The sequence below is a fragment of the Micromonospora chokoriensis genome (assembly GCF_900091505.1).
Taxonomy (GTDB): Bacteria; Actinomycetota; Actinomycetes; order Mycobacteriales; family Micromonosporaceae; genus Micromonospora; species Micromonospora chokoriensis.
On sequence record NZ_LT607409.1, the window covers coordinates 3329688 to 3343554 of the forward strand.

At 71.1% G+C, this 13867-nt stretch carries 15 protein-coding genes and 1 pseudogene; 9 read left to right on the forward strand and 7 right to left on the reverse strand.

Going from position 1 to position 13867, the window contains the following annotated elements; genetic code table 11:
• Window positions 1–42: 42 nt before the first annotated feature.
• Entirely contained in the window at window positions 43–615 is a 573-nt protein-coding gene (locus GA0070612_RS15735; RefSeq protein ID WP_030337284.1) for a TetR/AcrR family transcriptional regulator, read from the reverse strand.
• A gap of 77 nt (window positions 616–692) precedes the next feature.
• Here GA0070612_RS15735 and GA0070612_RS15740 point away from each other — a divergent pair, with 77 nt between their 5' ends.
• The 3 genes from GA0070612_RS15740 (at window position 693) to GA0070612_RS15750 (ending at window position 3405) form a co-directional block, all read left to right on the forward strand.
• A complete protein-coding gene (locus tag GA0070612_RS15740) occupies window positions 693–1553 on the forward strand; it encodes a carbon-nitrogen hydrolase family protein (RefSeq protein WP_088988575.1) in 861 nt (286 codons plus the stop codon).
• 65 nt (window positions 1554–1618) lie between these two features.
• A complete protein-coding gene (locus GA0070612_RS15745) occupies window positions 1619–2263 on the forward strand; it encodes an HAD family hydrolase (RefSeq protein WP_088988576.1) in 645 nt (214 codons plus the stop codon).
• A gap of 209 nt (window positions 2264–2472) precedes the next feature.
• Complete coding sequence (locus tag GA0070612_RS15750) at window positions 2473–3405, forward strand: RIO1 family regulatory kinase/ATPase domain-containing protein (protein WP_088988577.1); 933 nt, start codon at window positions 2473–2475, stop codon at window positions 3403–3405.
• Window positions 3406–3448: 43 nt separating this feature from the next.
• Here GA0070612_RS15750 and GA0070612_RS15755 read toward each other — a convergent pair whose 3' ends face one another.
• On the reverse strand, window positions 3449–3697 hold the full coding sequence (locus GA0070612_RS15755) for a DUF2630 family protein (RefSeq protein ID WP_088988578.1): 249 nt from the start codon (window positions 3695–3697) through the stop codon (window positions 3449–3451).
• A 503-nt stretch (window positions 3698–4200) separates the two neighbouring features.
• Here GA0070612_RS15755 and GA0070612_RS15760 point away from each other — a divergent pair.
• From GA0070612_RS15760 to GA0070612_RS32120, 5 genes are all read left to right on the forward strand, one after another.
• Window positions 4201–6780: a sensor histidine kinase gene (locus GA0070612_RS15760; protein WP_088988579.1), complete on the forward strand. Its 2580-nt coding sequence runs from the start codon at window positions 4201–4203 to the stop codon at window positions 6778–6780.
• Between the two features lie 92 nt (window positions 6781–6872).
• Window positions 6873–7295, forward strand: coding sequence for a roadblock/LC7 domain-containing protein (locus GA0070612_RS15765; RefSeq protein ID WP_088988580.1), 423 nt, complete (start codon window positions 6873–6875; stop codon window positions 7293–7295).
• Window positions 7296–7300: 5 nt separating this feature from the next.
• Complete coding sequence (locus GA0070612_RS15770; protein WP_088988581.1) at window positions 7301–7687, forward strand: DUF742 domain-containing protein; 387 nt, start codon at window positions 7301–7303, stop codon at window positions 7685–7687.
• Window positions 7668–8279, forward strand: a complete 612-nt coding sequence (locus GA0070612_RS15775) for a GTP-binding protein (RefSeq protein ID WP_088988582.1) — start codon at window positions 7668–7670, stop codon at window positions 8277–8279. The genes GA0070612_RS15770 and GA0070612_RS15775 overlap by 20 nt, the downstream gene beginning before the upstream one ends.
• Window positions 8280–8636: 357 nt before the next feature.
• Window positions 8637–8879 carry a hypothetical protein gene (locus tag GA0070612_RS32120; protein WP_197699386.1) on the forward strand — a complete coding sequence of 81 codons (243 nt, stop codon included), beginning with the start codon at window positions 8637–8639 and terminating at the stop codon, window positions 8877–8879.
• A 173-nt stretch (window positions 8880–9052) separates the two neighbouring features.
• Here GA0070612_RS32120 and GA0070612_RS15785 read toward each other — a convergent pair whose 3' ends face one another.
• Both GA0070612_RS15785 and GA0070612_RS15790 read right to left on the reverse strand, forming a co-directional pair.
• Window positions 9053–9241: a DUF397 domain-containing protein gene (locus GA0070612_RS15785; protein ID WP_088988583.1), complete on the reverse strand. Its 189-nt coding sequence runs from the start codon at window positions 9239–9241 to the stop codon at window positions 9053–9055.
• Window positions 9232–9882, reverse strand: a pseudogene (locus GA0070612_RS15790) (DUF5753 domain-containing protein); the annotation flags it as partial. The gene GA0070612_RS15785 and the pseudogene GA0070612_RS15790, both read right to left, overlap by 10 nt.
• Window positions 9883–9899: 17 nt before the next feature.
• Here GA0070612_RS15790 and GA0070612_RS15795 point away from each other — a divergent pair.
• Complete coding sequence (locus tag GA0070612_RS15795; protein ID WP_231924575.1) at window positions 9900–10094, forward strand: hypothetical protein; 195 nt, start codon at window positions 9900–9902, stop codon at window positions 10092–10094.
• Between the two features lie 53 nt (window positions 10095–10147).
• On the opposite strand, the gene GA0070612_RS15800 is transcribed toward GA0070612_RS15795, so the two are convergent.
• The 3 genes from GA0070612_RS15800 to GA0070612_RS15810 all read right to left on the reverse strand — a co-directional run bounded on the left by GA0070612_RS15800 (window position 10148) and on the right by GA0070612_RS15810 (window position 13748).
• Entirely contained in the window at window positions 10148–10522 is a 375-nt protein-coding gene (locus GA0070612_RS15800; protein ID WP_088988585.1) for a type II toxin-antitoxin system VapC family toxin, read from the reverse strand.
• Window positions 10519–10773, reverse strand: coding sequence for a type II toxin-antitoxin system Phd/YefM family antitoxin (locus GA0070612_RS15805; protein WP_088988586.1), 255 nt, complete (start codon window positions 10771–10773; stop codon window positions 10519–10521). Before GA0070612_RS15805 ends, GA0070612_RS15800 begins: the two co-directional genes overlap by 4 nt.
• A 122-nt stretch (window positions 10774–10895) precedes the next feature.
• Window positions 10896–13748 (reverse strand): aconitate hydratase, encoded by a 2853-nt coding sequence (locus GA0070612_RS15810; RefSeq protein WP_088988587.1) that lies wholly within the window; start codon window positions 13746–13748, stop codon window positions 10896–10898.
• Window positions 13749–13867 lie beyond the last annotated feature (119 nt).

Genomic DNA, 13867 nt, shown 5'->3' on the forward strand with positions numbered 1-13867 from the left:
TGGAGCAGCCCCGCCACGGCCGACAGACCGCTGTCCGCGCGCTCAGTGGCGGCGGACCGCCTCCTCGACGAGGTCGAGCACCGGGCCCAGGTCACCGGCCGGTCGCCCCATGGCCAGGTGCAGCACCAGGCCGTCGTAGGCCAGCTCCAGGAACTGGGCCAGCACGTCGATCGGGACGTCCTCGCGTAGCACCCCGGCGTCGCGCTGGCGGGCCAGCCGGTCGCGGGTCGCCTCGGCGATCGCGGCGGACCGCTCCGCCCAGCGCTTGGCGAACGCCGGGTCGGTGCGCAGGCGGCGGGAGACCTCCAGTTGGCTGCCCAGCCAGCCGGTGGTGTCCGGGGAGACGGCGCGGGCGAGCAGGTCACGCATCACCTGCACCAGACCGTTGCGGGCCACCGTCTCGACCATGGCCGCGGCGTCGTCCTCGGCGACGGCCAGGAAGAGCGAGTCCTTGTCCCGGAAGTGGTGGAAGATGGCGCCACGGGACAGGCCGGTGGCCTCCTCGAGGCGGCGGACGGTCGCCCCCTCGTAGCCGAGCCGGGCGAAACACGCCCGGGCCGCGGCGAGGATCTCCTGCCGGCGCGCATCGAGCTGGTCCTGACTTACTCTGGGCACGCGTCGATCGTTGCAGGTCACCCCGGGTCACGCAAACCGTACGTACGGCTTGGGAGTGTCCCAACTACCATCGCCCGGTGACCTCGCCGCAGACCGTCCCCGCCGCGCCGCTGACCGTGGCCACCATCCAGGCCACACCCGTGCCGGGAGATGTCGCCGGCAACGCGCTCCTCGCCGCCGACCTCGTCCGCCAGGCCGCGCAGCGGGACGCCCGGGTGGCGGTCCTGCCCGAGCTGTTCCTCTGCGCGTACCACCCGCCGACCCTGGCCGCCGACCCGGCCGGCACGGACGTCGCGGCCGATCCGGCCGGAGTGGTCGCGGATCCCCGGCTCGACCCGCTGCGCGACGCGGCGCGCGACGTCGGCGTCACCGTCGTCGTCGGTGCCGCCGTCCGGCACCCGGACGGTCGGCGGACCATCGCCGCGCTGGTGGTCGACCGGGCCGGCGAGGTCCGGGTGGGGTACGACAAGCAGCAGCTGTGGGGTGACGAACGCGAGCTGTTCAACGCCGGTGGTCGGGGTGCCACGCTGCTCGTCGACGGCTGGCGGCTCGGGCTCGGCATCTGCTACGACGGCTGTTTCCCCGAGCACGGGCGGGCCGCCGCCCTCGACGGCGCACACGGTTACCTGTGCCCCAGCGGATACCTGGCCGGCTCCGAGCACCGCCGGGACCTCTACTACGCCGCGCGCGCCCTGGACAACACGATGTTCGTGGTCTTCGCCAACGCCGTCGGCGGCGACGACCCGTGGCGTTTCAACGGCGGCGCGGCCGTCTACGACCCGGAAGGGCGGGTGCTGGCGCGGGGCGCCGACGAGGGCACGACGGTGCTCGTGGCGACGCTGGATCCCGCCGTGCTCGCGGCCACCCGGACGGCCCATTCGATGCTCGCCGATCGACTGCCGGACCAGGGCGGGGCCCGGGTGTCGATGTCCGGCTGAGCACGTGGTGAGGTCGAAACCCGCCGGCTCTGTTGGCGGACACGTCGGTCCCGTAGGGTGCCCGAGTGCCACTGCTCCTGCTGGACCTGGACAACACCCTGCTGGATCGGGCCGGGCCGTTCCGCCGCTGGGGTGAGCGCTTCCTGGACGGCATCGGCGCGCCCCACACGGACATCGACTGGCTGGTCTCGATCGACGCCGACGGTCTGACCGACCGCTGGGATCTCGCCGACGCCATCCGGGACCGCTACGAGCTGCGCATCCCCTCGATCGACCTGGTGGAGGAGCTGCACGACGGGGTGGTGGCGCAGACCCGGCTCGATCCGCTGACCGCCTGCGCGCTGCGCATCGCCGACGACGCCGGCTGGGTGCCGGTGGTGGTCTGCAACGGCACGGTACGCGTCGAGGACGCCAAGATCCGTCAGACCGGCCTGGACCGGTACGTCGCGGACTGGGTGATCTCCGAGGAGGCCGGGGTCAGCAAGCCCAATCCGAGGATCTTCGCGCTCGCCGCCCAACGGGTCCGGATGCCGCTGCGCGGCGCCTGGGTGGTCGGCGACAGCCCGGAGGCGGACATCGGCGGCGCCGCTGCCGTCGGGCTGCCCAGCATCTGGCTGCACCGGGGGCGGACCTGGTCGGACGTCCGGTTCGCGCCGAGCCACACCGTGGACGGGCTGATCGCCGCAGTGGCCATCGTTCTCGCCCGCTGAGGCAATCCTCCCCGTGGGGGCGGTCGCGGCGCACCGGCGCGCGTCGGCGGTAATTCGGTTGACCGGGTGTCGCGTCGGCGGCGAGCATGGTCCCACGCATCGTGCGTCCCGGGCGAGGGCCCGGTCGAGGAGAGGAGGTCGGTCATGGCCGTCTTCGCAGGTCGCTTCCAGCCGCCTATCTCAGCCTCGACCAAGGGAACCTCACCACAGTGCGCGATCATGACCTTCCGGCGCTGGAGCGCCGGAGTCGCGGCAAGAGCCGCTTCGACGACGACGAACCACAGTTCCTGAAGCGCGGGCGGCCCGTCCCGCCGCCCGCCGACCCGGACAGCGAACCCGATCCCGACACCGGCGACAGCTGGTCGTCCTGGGACGACGCCGTGCACGGGCCAGAGCCACACCCGGCCTGGCTGGTCACCGAGTTGGCCGCCCGGGACACCGAGCTGGGTGTGCTGAAGACCGGCAAGGAAGCGGACGTCCACCTGGTCCGCCGGGCGGTCCCCGACACCGACCGGTCCTGTCTGCTGGCGGTCAAACGCTATCGTGACCCCGAGCACCGGCTGTTCCACCGCGACGCCGGCTACCTGGAGGGGCGCCGTGTGCGCCGCTCCCGGGAGAACCGGGCGATGGCGGGCCGCACGGCGTTCGGTCGACAGATGATCGCCGGGCAGTGGGCGGCGGCGGAGTTCGCCGCCCTGGCCCGGCTCTGGGAGATCGGTGCCGGGCACGACCGGATCGCCGTGCCGTACCCGGTGCAGCTACGGGGCACCGAACTGATGCTCGAGTTCGTCGGCGACGCCGAGTCGGGGCAGGCCGCTCCTCGGCTGGCTCAGCTGCGACCCGGTCCGGCCGAGCTGCGCGACCTGTGGGCACAACTCGTGGAGGCGCTGCGGGTGTTGGCCCGGGCGGGCTACGCGCACGGCGACCTGTCGCCGTACAACCTGCTCGTGCACCAGGGGCGGCTGGTCGTGATCGACCTGCCGCAGGTGGTCGACGTGGTGGCCAACCCGCAGGGTCCGGAGTTCCTGGCGCGCGACGTGCGGGTGGTCGGCACCTGGTTCGCGGCGCGGGGCCTGCCGGCCGAGCGGACCGATCCCCACACGTTGACCGGTGAGTTGCTCCGCGAGGCGGGGCTGCGCTGATCGGGGCGGGTCGGGCGGTCGGACCGCCCGACCCGCTGTGCCGTCACTGGAGGTAGCGCTCCACCTCGGGCTTGGGGCGTTCGCCCTGTGCGTCCGGGTCGCCGTGGGTGTCCCGGGCGGCGCGGCGGCGGCGCAGCAGGTCCCAGCACTGGTCGAGGGACTCCTCCAGGGCGCGCAGCCGCTCGCTGGCCTCGCCCGCGGTGCCCGACTCGTGGGCCTGGGCCTCGGCACGCAGCTTGTGTTCCTCGTCCACCAGTTCGGAGATCCGGTTCAGGATGGTCTTGTCGTCCATGCTCCTGAGCCTGGCACAGCGGCACCGGAAACGCCTGGATTCGTACCCCTGTCGCGCTCCGGTCATCGGCCGGACCACACCGACGGCGACGTGGCGACGTGCCGGTCTCCCGCGCGCAGCGGATTGTTCCACGCCCTGCTCAGCGTGGGGTGGAAACGGCTGAGCCGAGCGCTTTGAGGCGTGATGATCCAGAGGTGGCCACCCTCCGCCGCAGGTCGTCGGGGCTCCTCGTGCCCTGGGCACGGTGGTCGGGTCGGCGGACGCGTCGCCCGGGGCACCTCGACTCTCCATTGTGGCGTGACATGGATCTATGATCGGGGCGATGATGATGTGCGCGGCGGGTGGCGGCCGTTCAGGCGTCGGCTGCGGCGCGGCTGGATCCGCCCATAGTGGGGATAGCCGTTGGTCTGCACTGCTTGAGGGAAATTCCGGACACTGCTAGCGTGCGCCGGGCCGGGGGCTGGGCTCGTTCAGCCATTCAAAACGGTTGAGGGACGGGTGGGATGGCTTCCCGCAGTGCAAGTTTGCGCACCAAGATTGTGGCCCTGCTGGTCTCGCTCGCGGCGCTCTGGGCGTTCGCGGCCTGGGTGACCCTGCGCGACGGTTTCAACGTGCTCGGTGTGCAGAGACTCGACGCGCAGGTCGTACAACCCAGTGAGTCACTGCTCACCGAACTCCAACGGGAGCGTCGGATGTCGGTGGCCTACCTGGGACGCCGCGACCAGGGCCTGGCACAGCAGTTGCAGGCGCAGCACGAGCGCAGTGAGCGGGAGGCCGCCACCTTCGCCGAGTCGGCCCGCAGTTGGCGGGCCCGGTTGGCGTCGAGTGACGAACTGACCGGGCGGATCGACGAGATGGTCGCCCGACTGGACGGGCTCGGCGAGATGCGGGAGGCCGTCGTCTCCGGCTCGGTGGACCGGGCCGGCGCGGCCGCGGCGTACACCGGTGTCCTCGACTCGCTGTTCCGGGTGTACGCGGTCCTGGGCCAACTCGACGACGATCAGATCGCCAAGGACACCGTCAGCCTCACGCGGCTCGTTCGGGTGCGGGAGCTGATGTCGCAGGAGGACGCCCTCTTCGCCGGGGTGGCCGCCGCGGGTCGGGTCACCGTCCAGGAGTACACCGAGTTCGCCCACCTGGTCGGTGCGCAACGGTTCCTGGCGTCCGAGGCGTTGGCCGAGCTACCCGACGCCGACCGGGAACGTTACGTCCAGATGACCGAGGGGCAGGCCTTCACCCGTCTCCGCACCCTTGAGGACCGGATGGTCACCGCCGGTCGCCCCAACGCGCCGGCACCGGTCGAGGCCGACGAGTGGCAGGCCGCGATCGATCCCGCCCTCAAGGAGCAGGAAGCCGTCGTTCTGGCCGCTGGTGACGCTCTGGTGGAGCGCGCCACCCCGGTGGCGGTCTGGGTGATCATCCGGCTGGTGCTCGCCGCCGGTCTGGGTCTCCTCGCCGTCATCGCCTCCATCGTCGTCTCGATCACCACCGCTCGCGCCCTGCTGCGCCAGTTGGGTCGACTGCGGGAGGCCGCGTGGCAGCTCGCCGACGAGCGACTGCCCCGCGTGGTGGATCGACTCGGCCGCGGCGAGGAGGTCGACGTGGCCACCGAGGCGCCACCGCTGGAATTCGGCACCGACGAGATCGGCCAGGTCGGTAAGGCGTTCAACGCCGTCCAGGAAACCGCCCTGCGGACCGCCGTCGAGCAGGCCGACCTGCGTCGCAACGTTCGTGAGGTCTTCCTCAGCCTGGCCCGCCGCACCCAGGCACTCGTCCACCGCCAGCTCACTCTGCTGGACGCGATGGAGCGCCGTGAGCACGACGCGGAGGAGTTGGAGGACCTGTTCCGGGTCGACCACCTGGCCACCCGGATGCGGCGCAACGCGGAGAACCTGATCGTCCTTTCCGGATCCACCCCCGGTCGGGCCTGGCGGCGTAACGTCCCGATGGTCGACGTGGTGCGCGGCGCCGTGGCCGAGGTGGAGGACTACACCCGCGTCAACGTGCTGCCGCTCGGTGAGGTCTCCCTCGCCGGCCGCGCGGTCGGCGACGTGATCCACCTGCTCGCCGAGCTGATCGAGAACGGCCTGTCCTTCTCCCCGCCGCACACCACGGTCGAGGTGCGCGGACAGTCGGTGGCCAACGGGTTCGCCATCGAGATCGAGGACCGGGGCCTCGGCATGAGCGAGGAGGACCTGGCCGCGGCGAACCACCGGATCGTCGACCAGTCCGAGCTGAACCTCGCGAACGCCTCCCGCCTCGGCCTCTACGTGGTCAGCCGGCTGACCGAGCGGCACGGCGTGCGGGTGCGGTTGAGGGAATCGGCGTACGGCGGAACCACTGCGGTCGTGCTGATCCCGCTCGACCTGGTCACCGAGGACGGCCCCGGCCCGGAGGGCTCCGGCGCGATGCGGACCGGCTCGGCCAACCCGGCGCCGTCGGTGGGTTCCGGCGACACCGGCCGTTCGACCACCCTCGCACCTGTCGCGCCGGCCACGACGACCACCGCTTCGGACGTACCGCAAACGGTTGTCCCGGCAGTGACCACGTCGGACGGTGCCGACCCGGCGACGTCGGCCGACGAGGCCGACACCGGCCTGCCCACCCGGCAGCGGACGACCCCCGCCACCGGTACGCCCGAGCTGCCCACCCGGACCCGGCGTGGCCCGGGCCTGCCGGCACTGGAGGCCCCCACGGTGCCCACCGGCCTGCCCTCTGTCGGCCGCACCCGAGGGGCGGAGCGCGTGGAAGCACCCGTCACGGCCGACGACAGCCCTTCGGCCGCCACCGGCGGCGCCGCCCCGACGCCCGACCCGGCCGAGGCGGCGCGCACCGACTCCGGTCTCCCGGTCCGGGTTCGACAGGCGAACATTGTTCCCGAGCTACGGGACGACCCTGCGGAGTCGGACGGTGACGACGAGGATGTGGTGCGTCCGCCGGAGCAGGTACGCCGGATGATGAGCTCCTACCAGACCGGCACCCGTCGTGGCCGCACCGACGCGGCCCGGCTGCTCGGGGGCGCGTCCGGCACCCCGCCGGCGGCGACGCCCGAACCGAGCGACGAGGACCCCCAAGCCCCCTGACCGGCCATCGACGTGCGGAGATACCCCGCATGGCGTGACGGTCAGCCCTAGATGAACACGGCGCAACAGCCGGGCGAGAAGAGGACGACGAAGTGGCGCAGAAGACGGCTTCGAGTGCCGACCTGACGTGGTTGCTGGACGATCTGGTGAGCCGGGTGAAGCAGGCCGAACACGCGGTCGCGCTCTCCAGCGACGGGCTGTTGATGGCCTCCTCCCAGGGGATGAGCCGGGACGACGGTGAGCACCTGGCGGCGATGGCGGCCGGCATCCAGAGCCTGGCCCGCGGCGCCGGGAAGCGCTTCGGCGGCGGGCAGGTGCAGCAGACCATCATCGAGATGCAGTCGTCGTTCCTGTTCGTCACGGCCGCCGGACGCAACGCCTGCCTGGCGGTCCTGGCCAGTGAGGACGCCGACGTCGGCCTGATCGCCTACGAGATGGCGATGCTGGTCACCCGCGTCGGCAAGTACGTCGCGTCTCCTTCCCGCGCAACTGAGCAGTCGGTCGACGAGAGGTAGCGGCGATGACGGTCCAGGGGGAGTCCGCAGACCATCAGTGGGTGGATGACCACGCGGGTCCGGTCGTCCGTCCGTACGCGGTGACGCGCGGGCGAGCCCGCCCGGTCACCGGCACCTTCGACCTGATCTCCCTGGTCACCGCGACCCAAGCCGAGGTCACGCCGGAGGTCGGTCTCGGTCCGGAGCACGTGGCGATCGTCGGACTGTGCCAGCGCATTCAGTCCGTCGCCGAGATCGCCGCACATCTCGACCTGCCGGTGGGCACCATCCGGGTGCTCCTCGGTGACCTGGCGGCCCGCAGCCTGGTGCGGGTCCGCGAGCCGCAGACCACGGCCGGTCTTCCCGACAACAGCATCTTCGAGGCGGTAATCAATGGACTACGGGCACTCTGACCGGCCGGCGGGAGCGACGACACTGCCCACCGCGATCAAGATCCTGGTCGCCGGAGGCTTCGGCGTGGGCAAGACCACCATGGTCGGTGCGGTCAGCGAGACCCGGCCCCTGCGCACCGAGGAGGTGCTGACCGAGACCGGCGTCGGCATCGACGACCTCTCCGGGGTGGAGGGGAAGTCCACGACCACGGTGGCCATGGACTTCGGCCGGATCACCATCAGCGACGACCTGGTGCTGTACCTGTTCGGCACGCCCGGCCAGGACCGTTTCTGGTTCGTCTGGGACGAGCTGGCGTTGGGCGCGATCGGTGCCGTGGTGTTGGCCGACACCCGCCGGCTCGCCGACTGCTTCCCGTCGATCGACTACTTCGAGGGTCGGGGCACGCCGTTCGTGGTGGCGGTGAACTGCTTCGCCGACGCCCGGCAGTACCGGCTCGACGAGGTGCAGGCCGCGCTGAACCTGGACCCGGGTGTGCCGGTGCTGCTCTGCGACGCCCGGCAGCGCGAGTCCAGCAAGGAGGTGCTCGTCACGCTGATGGAGCACGCCATGAAGACCCGCGAGGCCCGTCGCCGTGCCGCCAGCGGAGACTGACCGACGTTCTTCGGGGGAGGGTGTCCGGAACACCGCCTGACCGGCGACGTGCTGGCGCCGACCAGCGCGGCCACCACCGTTCGAGTGCGCGGCGGTGCACCGAGTCGACGATGACCCGACGGCTGACCCGGGCCCGGACCCGCATCGCGCAGGCCGGCATCCCGTAGCGGGTGCCGGCCGGGCCGGCGTCCTCGCGGTGCGGTACCTGCTGTTCACCCGGGAGTACGCCACGACGGGCCGTACGCGTGGCAGGCCCGGATCGCCGCCTGCCACGCCATCGCAGCCTGCCCCGACGACACCGACTGGCCGACGATCGCGCGGGCCTACGACGCGCTGGCAGACATCCGGCCCACCCCGGTGATCGCGCTGAACCGCGCTTACGCGCACGGGCCGGCCGTCGGGTTGGTGCTGCTCGACGCGGCGCGTGCCGGGGGAGGGCTGGACGGCTACCCGCTGGCCGTGGCGGTGGAGGCCGATCTGGTGGCCCGGCAGGGTGACCGACGTCGGGCCGCCGGACTGTTCCGGGAGGCGGCGGCGATGGTGGGCTCGACCGCCGAGCGTCGGGCGCTGCTGGACCGGGCCGACGAACTCGCACCCTAGAACGGCTCTGTGCGTCTGGTGGTTCGACCATGCCGAAGACGCCGGTCGGGGTATCGGAGGGGGCTGACGGGGTGAATCTTGGACACTTTCCGTCTTCGGCTAACGGAAACTGTCCAAGATCTCAGCTTCGGGAAGGTGGCGCCGCCTGGGCGCGCCGGAAACCTCGCAGAGACTCAGCCGCGCTTGGCCGACGCCAGGAATCGGGACCAGGCCGCCGGGTCGAAGGTGAGCGCCGGACCGGCCGGGTCCTTGGAGTCGCGTACGCCGACGACGCCCGGGAGGTTGTCGGCCACCTCGACGCAGTCGCCGCCGTTGTTGCCGCTCTTGGTGCTCTTGCGCCACCGAGCGCCGGTCAGGTCCATGAGGCTGCCGCTTCCCTGATGAGATTGAGGGACTGCGCCCGCGACAGGGCTTTGTCGCGAATGCGTTCCCACCGTCGGTCGAGCGTAGCAACGTCGGCAACCTTGTCGATGAGCTGCGCCTGCGCCTGGCTGTCGACGTGCGCTACCCGCGCGCCGTCCGGCATCTCGGCCACGGTGAACGGGCCGCCGAGCCCCGGATACATGCCGACGTCGGCGGGCACGACGAAGACCGACACGTTCGGCAGCGCGGCCTGCTCGGCCAGCCGCTCGCACTGCTCCCGCATCATGGCCCGGTCGCCGTCGAGGGTGCGCCGGAGAATCGTCTCGTCGAGGACCGCGACGAGCAGCGGCAGGCGTTCCCGGCGCAGGATGGCCTGCCGGCTCAGTCGCGCCTCGGCGAGGTCGTCGGCCTCGGCCGGTGTCAGTGCCTCGCCGACCAGCGTCGCCAGCGCGTACGCCTTGGTCTGAAATAGACCAGGTATCCACGTCAGCTCGAACCACCGTAGCGACAGCGCCTCGCGCTCGATCTCGGCCCAGGGGCGGAACCAGGCGGGTGTCCGACGCTTCAACGCGTCGGGCCACAGCTCGTCGACGTTCCGACCGAGCACCTCGGCAACCCGCGCGCGACGCCTGCGGTCAGGACTGGCCCTGCCCCACGTTGCGTGCGACCCCGACGGACGCCGCCCGCCGCGCGACCCTGATCCCCGAGTTCTCCCGGATCACCCGCCGGGCGATCCGCGACCTGCGCGGCCAGCCCGGTGGCCCCGATCCGGTCGCCATCGTCCGCCGCTTCCACTGGTTCCTGCCGCTGACCGACGAGGAGGCCCGCGCTGTCGCGCTGCGGCTGCGCTGAGCGTCCACGCGGCGAGCGCCGGGCCGACGAGCCCACCCGCTGGCGGATGGAAGTCACGCCACCAGGATCGGTACGTCGTACTTCTGGATGCGGTCATCCCTGGTGACAAGGGTCAGCCCTTCGTGCAGGGCCTGCGCGACGAGCATCCGGTCGAAGGGATCCCGGTGGATCAGCGGCAGTCGACGAGCCGCGATGGCGTGATCGTGGCGGATCGGGAGTTCCCGCAGTTCGGCGTCACGGATCCGTTCGGCCAGATCGGCCGGGCCGGGCAGCCTGCCGAGCGACTGTTTGATCGCGACCTCCCACAGCGTGACCGGGCTCAGGTACACATCGGGTTCGGTGTCGATGCGGTCCTTGATGTCCGTGCCGAGAACCGGGTCGTCGGTCAGCCACCAGAGCACCACGTGCGTGTCGAGCAGGAGCCTCATCCGGGCAGCCCGAAGTCGCGGGCGATCTCGTCGTTGATTTCGTCGGAATCCCAGTCGCCGGTCAGGTCCAGCGCACCGCGCAGAGACCCGCGACCGGTGCGTGTGGTCCGACGAAGAGGAATGACCTTGGCGACCGGGTTGCCAGCCCGGCTGATCACGATCTCCTCGCCGTGCTCGACCCGTTCGATGATGCGTGACAGGTTCGTCTTCGCATCGTGGATGTTGAACTGCGCCGCAGCTTCACCGGCCACCGTGGCACCTCCTTAGCTAAGAGGTTAGCCCGCGGCCGAGCCTGATACGAGGAGCGACCCGGGAACGACGCAGGCTCCCTCCCGCCGAGGGCGGGAGGGAGCCTGGCGACGTCCGTACGCGATCAGTTGGCGATCATGCGGCGCAGCACGAACTGCAGGATGCCCCCGTGCCGGTAGTAGTCCGCCTCACCGGGAGTGTCGATCCGCACCACGGCGTCGAACTCCACGCCGGTGTCGGTGCTGACCTGCACGGTGCGCGGGGTCTCACCGTCGTTGAGGGCGGTCACCCCGGTGATGGTGAACGTCTCGGTGCCGGTGAGCCCGAGCGACTCCGCGGTGACGTCCACCGGGAACTGCAGCGGCAGCACGCCCATGCCGATCAGGTTGGAGCGGTGGATCCGCTCGTACGACTCGGCGATGACCGCCCGGACGCCCAGCAGCATCGTGCCCTTGGCCGCCCAGTCCCGCGACGAACCCGAGCCGTACTCCTTGCCGGCCAGGATGACCAGCGGGACGCCAGCCTCCTGGTAGGCCATTGCGGCGTCGTAGATCGAGGTCTGCTCGCCGGTGAGGTGGTTGACGGTGAAGCCGCCCTCCACCCCGGGCACCAGCTGGTTGCGCAGCCGGATGTTGGCGAAGGTGCCCCGGATCATCACCTCGTGGTTGCCCCGGCGGGAGCCGTACGAGTTGAACTCGTGGCGGGGCACACCGTGCTCGGCGAGGTACGTGCCGGCCGGGGAGTCGGCCTTGATCGCGCCGGCCGGCGAGATGTGGTCGGTGGTCACCGAGTCACCCAGCTTGGCCAGCACCCGAGCCGGACCGATGTCGGAGATGGGCGCCGGCAGGCGCCGCATGCCCTCGAAGTACGGGGGCTTCCGCACGTAGGTGGAGTCGTTCTCCCAGGCGAAGGTGTCACCGGTCGGGGTCGGCAGCGACTGCCAGCGCTCGTCACCGGCGAAGACGTCGGCGTACGCGGCGCTGAACCCGGTGGCGCCGATCGCCTGGGCGATGACGTCCTGGATCTCGGCGCTGTTCGGCCAGATCTCGCGCAGGTAGACCGGGTTGCCCTCGGTGTCCTCACCGATCGGCTCGTTGGCCAGGTCGATGTCCATCGTGCCGGCCAGGGCGTAGGCGACCACCAGCGGCGGGGACGCCAGGTAGTTCATCTTGACGTCCGGGTTGATCCGGCCCTCGAAGTTGCGGTTGCCGGAGAGCACCGAGACGACCGACAGGTCGTGCTCGTTGACCGCGGCGGACACCTCCTCGGGCAGCGGGCCCGAGTTGCCGATGCAGGTCGTGCAGCCGTAGCCGACCAGGTTGAAGCCGAGCTTGTCCAGGTACGGCGTGAGGCCGGCCCGCTCGTAGTAGTCCATGACGACCTTCGAGCCCGGGGCCAGGGTGGTCTTCACCCACGGCTTGCGGGTCAGGCCCTTCTCGACCGCGTTGCGGGCCAGCAGGGCCGCGCCGATCATCACCTGCGGGTTGGACGTGTTGGTGCAGGAGGTGATCGCGGCGATCACCACCGCGCCGTGGTCCAGCTCGTACTCGACACCGTCGGTGCCGGTGACCCGGATCGGGTTGGTGGCCCGCCCGCCCGCTCCGGCGGCGGCCGTCTCCAGGTCGCGCGGCTCGTCGGCCGGGTCGCTGAACTCGTTGGCCGGCGGGTCGCTGGCCGGGAAGGACTCGGCGCTGGCCTCGTCGGCCGGGCCGTTCGCGCCGCGCGGCAGCTCCTCACGGGCCACGCTCGGCTTGAGGTCGCGCTCACCGGTGGAGTCGTCGGCGACGTAGTCGGTCAACGCGGAACGGAACAGCGTCTTCGCGCTGCCCAGCGGCACCCGGTCCTGCGGGCGCTTCGGGCCGGCGAGCGACGGCTCGATGGTGCCCAGATCCAGCTCCAGGCGCTCCGAGTACTCCGGCTCGGCGTCCGGGTCGTGCCAGAGGCCCTGCTCCTTGGCGTACGCCTCGACGAGCGCGACCTGCGCGGCGTCGCGGCCGGTCAGCTCCAGGTAGCGGATCGTCTCCGCGTCGATCGGGAAGATCGCCACGGTGGAGCCGTACTCGGGGGACATGTTGCCGATGGTGGCCCGGTTCGCCAGCGGCACGGCGCTCACGCCGGGACCGTAGAACTCGACGAACTTGCCGACCACACCGTGCTTGCGCAGCATCTCGGTGATGGTCAGCACCAGGTCGGTGGCGGTGGTGCCGGCCGGCATCTCACCGGAGAGCTTGAAGCCCACCACGCGGGGGATCAGCATGCTGACCGGCTGGCCGAGCATCGCGGCCTCGGCCTCGATGCCGCCGACGCCCCAGCCCAGCACGCCCAGGCCGTTGACCATGGTGGTGTGCGAGTCGGTGCCGACGACGGTGTCCGGGTACGCCTGCCCGTTGCGTTCCATGATGGTGCGGGCCAGGTACTCGATGTTGACCTGGTGCACGATGCCGGTGCCCGGCGGGACGACCTTGAACTCGTTGAACGCGGTCTGTCCCCAGCGCAGGAACTGGTAGCGCTCCTTGTTGCGCTCGTACTCCAGCTCGACGTTGCGGGCGAACGCGTCCTCGCGGCCGAACAGGTCGGCGATCACCGAGTGGTCGATGACCAGCTCGGCGGGGGCGAGGGGGTTGACCTTGGTGGCGTCGCCGCCCAGGTCGCGCACGGCCTCGCGCATGGTGGCCAGGTCGACCACGCAGGGCACGCCGGTGAAGTCCTGCATGAGCACCCGCGCCGGGGTGAACTGGATCTCCACACTCGGGGCGGCGGTGGAGTCCCACCCGCCGAGCTGACGGATGTGGTCGGCGGTGATGTTTGCGCCGTCCTCGGTCCGCAGCAGGTTCTCCAGCAGGACCTTCAGGCTGTACGGCAGCCGGGCGTGGCCCTCCACCTTGTCAATCTTGAAAATCTCGTAGCTCGCGTCTCCGACGCGTAGCTGGGTCTTCGCACCGAAGGTGTCGAGGCTCGCCACGTCGTACTCCTTCACACCAGCGACCGTGAGTAGTCCTGAGCAGTCTGTCGCACCGGTCGGGGTGCCGCCGAGGTTAGGTGACACTTACCGCCGATTCCGCGCTCAACAAAACCGTACGTCCGTCTTGCTAGTTG

What these genes read in the sequence shown, in the direction of transcription:
- GA0070612_RS15755 (WP_088988578.1), bottom strand. Translation starts at nt 3,697, where the DNA reads ATGGACGACAAGACCATCCTGAACCGGATCTCCGAACTGGTGGACGAG.
- GA0070612_RS15785 (WP_088988583.1), bottom strand. Translation starts at nt 9,241, where the DNA reads ATGGACCTGACCGGCGCTCGGTGGCGCAAGAGCACCAAGAGCGGCAAC.
- GA0070612_RS15770 (WP_088988581.1), top strand. Translation starts at nt 7,301, where the DNA reads ATGACGGTCCAGGGGGAGTCCGCAGACCATCAGTGGGTGGATGACCAC.
- GA0070612_RS15775 (WP_088988582.1), top strand. Translation starts at nt 7,668, where the DNA reads ATGGACTACGGGCACTCTGACCGGCCGGCGGGAGCGACGACACTGCCC.
- GA0070612_RS15760 (WP_088988579.1), top strand. Translation starts at nt 4,201, where the DNA reads ATGGCTTCCCGCAGTGCAAGTTTGCGCACCAAGATTGTGGCCCTGCTG.
- GA0070612_RS15800 (WP_088988585.1), bottom strand. Translation starts at nt 10,522, where the DNA reads ATGAGGCTCCTGCTCGACACGCACGTGGTGCTCTGGTGGCTGACCGAC.